The sequence below is a fragment of the Pseudarthrobacter sp. RHLT3-21 genome (assembly GCF_059383495.1).
Map to the genome: position 1 here is coordinate 1 of NZ_JBWZCI010000049.1, position 7,609 is coordinate 7,609.

Consider the following 7,609-nt stretch of genomic DNA (forward strand, 5'->3'; position numbering starts at 1 on the left):
ATGAGGCTGTGGTCGTGGACGGGAACGTCATCACCTCCAGGACCCCTGTCGATCTTCCCGACTTCACCCGCGCGATCATCGCACACCTGGAAGGCCGCCCGGCCGGAACCGAAGACCTTCCGCACGAGAATTCCGGGGTGGGCAATGTCAGGACAGGCGGCTAAGAAAACCATCCGCCGACTTGGGTTACCCAGCCGGGTGTGTTGGTCTGTGCTGTCGCTGAATAAGGTTCGATCACTTTCTGGCAAGGTGGTCAAACGAATCGGCGGACCCCTCTGAAGTATCCGTGAGCGCTTCAGGTCGATCTTGTGGACCGGCCTCCGATGGTTCGGCCGGCATGGCAGTTCTGGCATGGCAGTTCTGGCCGCTGAAAACAGGAATCCTTTTGGTTATAGATATCGGGTCGCGTGTTGTGGGTGATCAGCCGGGCAGCGCCGGGCGAGCGAGTTCCCTTGAAGAGCATAAAATCGGCTGCTGAATATCACCGCAGAAGCCCAGACCTGTGTGCTCTTCCAAGCACGGTGGTGGGGGTGGAGGTGATAAGACTGAATGGAGTTCTTCCGCCATATTCGCTTCCGTAACGGTGGCATGCAAATTTTTGAAAGACCGCCGGTGATTGCCCGCTACGGGCAGATTCCGAGATCGGCAGGTTTCCCGACAAAGTCTGGTTTCACGGTGTCGGGTCCCCTGCCGGCTTATTCGTTCTTCCGGTGATCACGACGTTCCGTAGTGGTCGGTCGGCGGCCAGGCGGTTGATGTTTTCAATGATCTCCTGTGACCGTCCACGGAAGGTTTCTGCGGTGACGGCCGAGGAGTGCGGCGTCATGATGATGTTGTCGAGGCTTCCGAAGGGCAGCGCACCTGGTTTTCCGCGGCCGTCGGCACCGGGATGCCGGTACCAGACGTCGATGGCTGCGCCAGCGATCCGTCGATCTTTCAGTGCGAGGTAGAGAGCTTCTTCCTGGACAACGGGGCCGCGGGCGACGTTGACCAGGAGGCCGCCAGGCCCGAGCGCATCCAGTTCGGCAGGGCCGATGATTCCCGTGGTGTTGACCGCCAGGGGGACGCTGATGAGAAGGGCATCAGATTCCGTCAACGCTTCATGCAAGTTCTCCATGGTGCCTGCCCAGCGCAGCGCGTGTGCGTCCGCGGTGACGGAACCGGTCCGAGTGATGGCGATCCCTTCGGTGCCGAAGGCTTGGAGGAGTTGCCAGGATGCGGCGCCGATGTGACCGAAGCCGAGCAAAGTGACGACCGCTCCCCTGAGCGTTTCGGGCTGAGGGAGGTCCGTGCAGTAGGACGGGGAGTGCCAGATGCCGGCCCTGAGCGCGGCGTCCTGGCCAATGAGGTTGCGCCGAAGCGCAATCAGGGTTGCCGCGACGTATTCGGCCACCGAGCCTTCGTGGTGGAAGGTGTTCGCGCAAACCGCCAGGATTGGGAGCGCGTTAAAATCGATGCCGTCGTACCCTGCCCCCGCGGTGTGGACCAGCCGGATCCTGGGCCCCGCTGCTCCCATGGTCGCTGTCAGACGGGATCCGACAAACACGTCGGCGTCCTCAAGAGCGGTCAGGACCGAAGGTTCATCCCATGAGTTGTGCCAGGAGATCACCATGTCCGGCCCGAGTGCCGCTTCGAAGACGGCCCGATGGACGCGCAAGTCCCGGTCGGCGATGACGATTTTCATGACACCCTTTCATGGCTCCGACCGGAAGCGTCGTCTTCCTCCGTACCTCTGGTTCCGGCATCAGATTGCAATAATATCGATTCAGATTGACATAATTATTATCCATTATCGGCGTGAAGCCGCAGGGGGGTGCATCCGACGCAGGAACTCGAGTTTTCGATCGTGGCGCACCTATGCTGTCGACCATAGGTCCCGTTCAAGCGTGGTACCGAAGTCGACCTCGGCGCTTGTTTGAACCTCAAAGAAGGATGCGTCGTGGCGTGTCAGCATGAGACCGCGTCTGCGGCTCTGTGCATGCGTTTGAGCTTGGGCCATCGCGGCACTTAACTGTTCCTGCAGCATCGCCGGATCGGTCACTACAACACTCAAAAGATATTCTTCGGTTTTCGCCGATAACGGCCGGCTGCTCTCCAGCGCCTTCGGTTCAGCCGACTTTACACCTTCTGCCGTTACATTCATTGCATCCCTTCAGGGCGTATCTTGGTTGTCGTCGCTGGGACCTGAGCCATTTAGATGTGGCACGGCTCGACCCCACCTTCTTCATCTGGGACTTCAAGGAGCTCATCTATCACGTCAAATGCACAACTCTTAGCTCCGCGTGAGCGGAAGCAACACGTTGTTGGGTCCCCACCTGCACGGGGGAAGACCTCGCCGCGGCTGGGACTTCGTCTCCGCCGGACGCGGCGATATCCCTTGGGAAAAAGTCTTCCGCGCACTGTCTGGCGTCGGCCATCAACGCCACATCGGCATCGAAGGGGAAGACGAGGGCTTAAACCGCCTCCACGGTACCCCCCCCCCCCNAGGCCAACCGCCCGGCCTCCGTACCTTCCCTGCACTGCCGCCAACCGCGGCGTCTTATCCACCGAAGGCCCAGGGGAGGCGTCCAGTCACGCCGGGTTCGATGACAAAGATGGCGCCGGCATGCGGCTCATCCGATTGCTGCCGGGGCGAAAGACCGTTCCGGGCGGAGGTGATGAACAGCTGGTTGAGGTCGGGGCCACCGAAAGCGACGCTTGTGGGTCGAGTGATAGGCAGTATGACTGTTTCCAGCAGCTTGCCCTGCGGGCTGAACCGTTGGACCCGGCCGCCGTCCCACATGGCCACCCAGATGGTTCCTTCGGCATCCACTGCGATTCCGTCGGGGGTCGCGACCGGGTCGGGTAGGTCAACGAGCAGCCGGCGGTTGCTGATTGCCCCGGTTTCGACGTCGAAGTCGTATGCGTCCAGGCAACGGGTGGTCGAGTCGGTGAAGTAGAAGGTGCGTCCGTCGGGGCTCCAGTCCAGGCCGTTGGAGATGGATACGTCCGTCAGGACCTGCGTCACCTGCATGGTGGTGCTGATGCTGTAGAGGCTTCCGGCCGACGGGGAGAGGTCGGTTGCCATGGTTCCGGCCCAGAGCCTGCCGGCGGGATCGCAGGCGCCGTCGTTCATCCGGTTTCCCGGTTTCTCGGCCTCGATGGGTGCGGCAAGTTCGAAGGCGTTCCCGTCGGGGTTGATGAATCCGATTCCGTCACGGACGGCGCACACCAGGCCCCCGGTCCGGCGTCGGGCGACCATTCCGACAGGTTGCCCGACATCGATGCTGCGGTCCTGGCCCGACGCGGGGTCGAACATGTGGATTCTGCCGGCGAAGATGTCAACCCACAGGAGTTCCCCGCGTTGCTGGTCCCACCATGGTCCCTCGGCGAGGTCGGCGTGGGCATCCAGGGCAACCTCCACTAGCAGCGTTCTCATGATCCTCCCACCGACGCTGCCCGTCGGCACTGCATCGTTTACCGTGTTCTCTGCTGAAGCTTTTTACGGGCCATGCCCGCAGATACCGTCGCATCTGTGGGTCCGGTCCGAACAGGTTCCGGGATCGCACTCCGTTGGTGCGAGTGCGATCCCTGGACCGTGACGCGGTTTCAGGGGATGCGGCGGCTCATTGGAACCGGGCACCGGTAAGGGTGTATTTCTCCAAAGCTCCCTCAGGGAACTCGATGCCCAGCCCCGGAACGTCACGCGCTTCGACATATCCGCCGGTGACAGTCAGCGGCTGTTCCAGGAGGCCGTCCCAGCCGGGTCCGCCGTAGGCGTCGAATTCGATCATTGGCGCATTTTCGCAGCTGAGGATCGTGTGAAGTCCTGCTGCCAGTGCCACCCCGGTTCCGGAGCTGCAGGCGATATGGGGCACACACAAGAGGTTCCATGAGCTGGCCATGTCAGCGACACGCTTGCATTCGGAGATACCACCGACGCTGGTGCAGTCCGGCTGGAGGACGTCGAAGGTCCGCTTGCGCAGCAGATCGAGATACTCGTACCGGGTGAGCAGCGACTCTCCCCCGGCGAGTTTGAGTGAGACTCGGTCGGCCAGCCAGGAGTGATCATCGATGTACTGGGTCAGGCTCCGCGAAAGAATGGGTTCCTCCAGCCACAGGACGCCCAGTTGTTCGAGTTCCCTGGCGAGGGTGAGCGCCTCGCGGCGGTCGAAGGCCATGTTGGCATCGACCATGATGTCGATGTCCGGGCCTACTGCGTCGCGGACCCGGGAAACCATGTCGACGCCGTGGCTGATGCTCGGTCCGTTGCGCAGCTTCATGGCGGAGAATCCCTGCTCAACAGCGGCGATTGATTCTTCCACGATCTCTTCGGTCGGTTTCAGAGACGGTGCGTAGTAGGCCTTGACCTTGGACTTGGATGCTCCCAGCAGACGGTACACGGGCTGGTTGCTGGCCTTGCCGAGAAGGTCCCATAGGGCGATGTCGATGCCGCTGAGGGCATAGGTTTCGATGCCGCGGCGGCCCCACATATGAGTGGCGTTCAGCATGTCCTGCCAGATCGAGGCGATGTCGAGCGGGTCGCGTCCGATGAGCATCGGTCCAAGCTGCTGGTTGATCAGCGGACCTACTGTTGAGAAGTACTCAGCCGAGAAACCCGCTTCGCCGATTCCTTCGATTCCTTCGTCGGTTTTCACCCGGACGAGGATGCCTCCTTTGACGTTGACTTCCATGGCCCCCCATCGCAGGGGTTCCTCCAGGGGCACCCCGACCGGGAACGCCCTTATCTCTGTTATTTTCATTCTCTTGGGTCCTTTCGCGAGTGTGGAGTGTCTGTGGACCGGCGGCCCGGCACTTCGAGGAAATGCCGGGCCGCCGGTCCGTCTTTCTGGTTACTGTTCGCGGGGAGCCGACTGGTTCAGGTACGGGATCAGGTCGTACCAGTCGTACTCGCCGTCATAGAAGTACTCGGTGGTGTCGTAGGTGCCGTCCATGGTGTCCTTCAGGGACTTCGGGCCGGGGAATCCGATGGTTTTCCATCCCATCTGGTCCTTGTTGCCTCCGTACACAGGGTCGCTGTAGAACCCTTGACGGGTGTGAAGGCACAGTGTGTCGAAGAACGGAAGGTTTTCATCGAATGAGCCCTGGAGGAAGGTCGTGACGGGTTCCTTGGTACCGAGGGTGACCTTGATTGGTTTCGGTGCGCCTGAGAGCGAAATCAGGACCTGGTCCTGTTCTTCCTCGTCAAGGTCGACGAAGTTCTTTCCGTCCAGGTTCCGCGCAATCGCGTCCAAAGCCTTGACGCCTTCACGGTAGAGCTCCTGCATCTTGTATTGCCGGCCCCGCCAGGCGTCGGCATGTTTGCCTGCGAGTTTCAGGAATCCCGAGCCGTCGGCTGCCGCGAAAATGTAGTCGATCCCCGACACGTACCGGTCGATGAAGACGATCACTCGTGCTTCCCTGGCCCCCGGGTCGTGGTCTGTGGGCATGATGCGGGCCGTTGCCGCTTCGACGGTGTTCCATTCGTGTTCGGTGAAGAAGTACCGCTCTGTCGAATCCGGGTCTACGGGTTCGCCGACGATTTCCCATTCTGATTTCAGTGTCATTTCAGGACTGTCCTTTCCCTCAGGCAGGCTGGGCGAGCCGTTCGACCCGGCCCTTGGAGTAGGTATTGGCGATGTAGTCGGAGCAGCGCCAGGCGTTGGCCATCATGGTCAGGGTCGGGTTCACGCCGGTGGCCGTCGGGAAACCCGAGCCGTCAACCACGAACAGGTTTTCGACGTCGTGGGCCTGGCCCCATTCATTCAGCACGCTCTTGGAAGGGTCCAGGCCCATGCGGGCGGTGCCGTGCTGGTGGCAGGTATTGCCGGTCATCTTGTCGAGGTAGACCGGGACCGTCTTGCGGGCCCCGGCGGCTTCGAGGATCTCAGCGTTCTTATCAACCTGCCATTTGCCCATGGCGATGTCGTTGGCGTGCGGCCGGTGGGTGATGCGGGCGACCGGGAGACCCCAGGCATCCTGGACGGTCGGGTCGAGGTCAACACGGTTCGATTCCACGGGCATGTCGTGCAGGATCAGGCCGATCTTCATGGCGTGGTTGAAGTAGTTTCGGTCCGCGTCTTTGAGCGCGTCGCCCCAGGTCGGGCGCCCCGGGAAGACCCAGTTGACGGGGTGGCAGGTCTGGGAAGCGGAAATGATGCAGCCGCCGATGTGTCCGCGATTTTCGTCCGTTTCGTAAAATTCGAGGGATCCGCCGGAGATGTAGTTGCCGGTGAAACCGTTCAACGGTTCGTCGATCTCGTTGTCGAACAAGCCGACCGCGAAGAGGTATTCGTGGAAAGTGGCATTCTTGCCCACGAGGCCGGTGCTGTTCGCCAGGCCGTCGGGGAACTGAGAGGAGCGGGAGAGCAACATCAGACGTGCGGATTCGATGGCGCCCAATGCAAGAACGACAATCTTAGCGTCCTGCTCGACCTCGTTGCCGTCCGGATCCACGTAGAGGACCCCGGTGGCTTTCCCGTCTTTGCCCATCTTCACTTCGCGGACGAAACTTTCGGCGCGGACCTCGAAGTTTCCGGTGGCCAACGCGTCCGGGATGAAGGTTGTCAGGATGTTGGACCGGGCGCCGGACGGGTCGCCGTACTGGTTCCAGAAGCTGGTCTTGTTGAACGGGTCACGCCCGTTGTGGTCGTTGGTGACCATCGCGTGAGGGATCGGGAACGCGTTGATGCCCATCTTGTTGCACGCGTCGTAGAAACGCTTCCCGTAACGGGTGGGCCGCAGGGGCGGGCTGGGATACCCCCTGGAGCGGTAGGGTTCGTACTTATCGGCGCCGGCGATTCCCGAAACCCCGAAGGCCCATTCGACCTTCGTCAGGTAGGGCTCCAGATGCTCGTAACGGAACGGCCAGTCCGCGAGGTTCATGCCGTCGACGTCGCCATGCAGGGAGCGCAGCATGAAGTCCGATTCGCGGGGTCTGGGAACCCAGCCGGCCCAGTGGTTCGTCCCGCCGCCGACCATCTGCGGCGTTGGGGAGAACGAAAAGGGCTGGGCCACTTCGTCTTCTGCGTACCGGAGGGTCCGCGGGAACAGCGTGGGGTCCGGCCACATGTAGTTGCGGTTGACGAACTTGAGCTCGTCCCCGGAGTAGTGCTCCTGTGCGCGAAGCCACGGGCCGCGGTCAAAACCGATAACCTTCAGCCCGGCCTCACTCAAGACCTTCGCCGCCGTACCGCCGTTGGCACCCAGCCCGACGACGACGACGTCAACGGGTTCAGGCTTCTTCGTTGTAGCCACTGAGATTCTCCTAAGTTCGATGACGGCACCCGTGCCGTCCGTACCTTCTTTATTTCGATTCCTCCGATGCGGGAATCGAGCCTGTGCGGTCGGGGCCGCGCGCCGCCGGGGTCGCCGGAACGCGGCCCTCCCGCCGTAATCCCGCGGTCCTGTTGTTCTGCCGCGGGCATGGCCGCTCGCTAAGAGACGGCCACCCCGGTCTCGTACCGCGTGCCGGCAGGGTCGTTGGTCAGGTCCGTGGCGCGGTTGTGCGTCGCGTGTTCAGTTCCGGCCGGGCGGCCTTCCAGGTGTGCGATGATCGCGCGGGTGAAGTCGGGAAGATCGACAGGGGTCCTGGAGGTGATGACGTTCCCGTCCACGACCACAGCCTCAT

General features: G+C 61.9%; 6 protein-coding genes and 1 pseudogene. All 7 read right to left on the reverse strand.

All coding sequences use genetic code 11. The annotated features are described in order from the left end of the window. Positions 1–670 precede the first annotated feature (670 nt). Positions 671–1,684, reverse strand: coding sequence for a 2-hydroxyacid dehydrogenase (locus AC50YA_RS22870; RefSeq protein ID WP_494984443.1), 1,014 nt, complete (start codon positions 1,682–1,684; stop codon positions 671–673). 171 nt (positions 1,685–1,855) lie between these two features. Continuing rightward, positions 1,856–2,143, reverse strand: coding sequence for a hypothetical protein (locus AC50YA_RS22875; protein WP_494984444.1), 288 nt, complete (start codon positions 2,141–2,143; stop codon positions 1,856–1,858). Positions 2,144–2,539: 396 nt separating this feature from the next. Next, complete coding sequence (locus AC50YA_RS22880) at positions 2,540–3,418, reverse strand: SMP-30/gluconolactonase/LRE family protein (RefSeq protein ID WP_494984445.1); 879 nt, start codon at positions 3,416–3,418, stop codon at positions 2,540–2,542. Positions 3,419–3,605: 187 nt separating this feature from the next. Further along, positions 3,606–4,742, reverse strand: coding sequence for a mandelate racemase/muconate lactonizing enzyme family protein (locus AC50YA_RS22885; RefSeq protein ID WP_494984446.1), 1,137 nt, complete (start codon positions 4,740–4,742; stop codon positions 3,606–3,608). Positions 4,743–4,832: 90 nt separating this feature from the next. Then, entirely contained in the window at positions 4,833–5,546 is a 714-nt protein-coding gene (locus tag AC50YA_RS22890) for a gluconate 2-dehydrogenase subunit 3 family protein (protein ID WP_494984447.1), read from the reverse strand. A gap of 19 nt (positions 5,547–5,565) precedes the next feature. Next, positions 5,566–7,236, reverse strand: coding sequence for a GMC family oxidoreductase (locus AC50YA_RS22895; protein WP_252564237.1), 1,671 nt, complete (start codon positions 7,234–7,236; stop codon positions 5,566–5,568). A gap of 179 nt (positions 7,237–7,415) precedes the next feature. Then, positions 7,416–7,609, reverse strand: a pseudogene (locus AC50YA_RS22900) (hypothetical protein); the annotation flags it as partial.

What these genes read in the sequence shown, in the direction of transcription:
- AC50YA_RS22870 (WP_494984443.1), bottom strand. Translation starts at nt 1,684, where the DNA reads ATGAAAATCGTCATCGCCGACCGGGACTTGCGCGTCCATCGGGCCGTC.
- AC50YA_RS22875 (WP_494984444.1), bottom strand. Translation starts at nt 2,143, where the DNA reads ATGAATGTAACGGCAGAAGGTGTAAAGTCGGCTGAACCGAAGGCGCTG.
- AC50YA_RS22880 (WP_494984445.1), bottom strand. Translation starts at nt 3,418, where the DNA reads ATGAGAACGCTGCTAGTGGAGGTTGCCCTGGATGCCCACGCCGACCTC.
- AC50YA_RS22885 (WP_494984446.1), bottom strand. Translation starts at nt 4,742, where the DNA reads ATGAAAATAACAGAGATAAGGGCGTTCCCGGTCGGGGTGCCCCTGGAG.
- AC50YA_RS22890 (WP_494984447.1), bottom strand. Translation starts at nt 5,546, where the DNA reads ATGACACTGAAATCAGAATGGGAAATCGTCGGCGAACCCGTAGACCCG.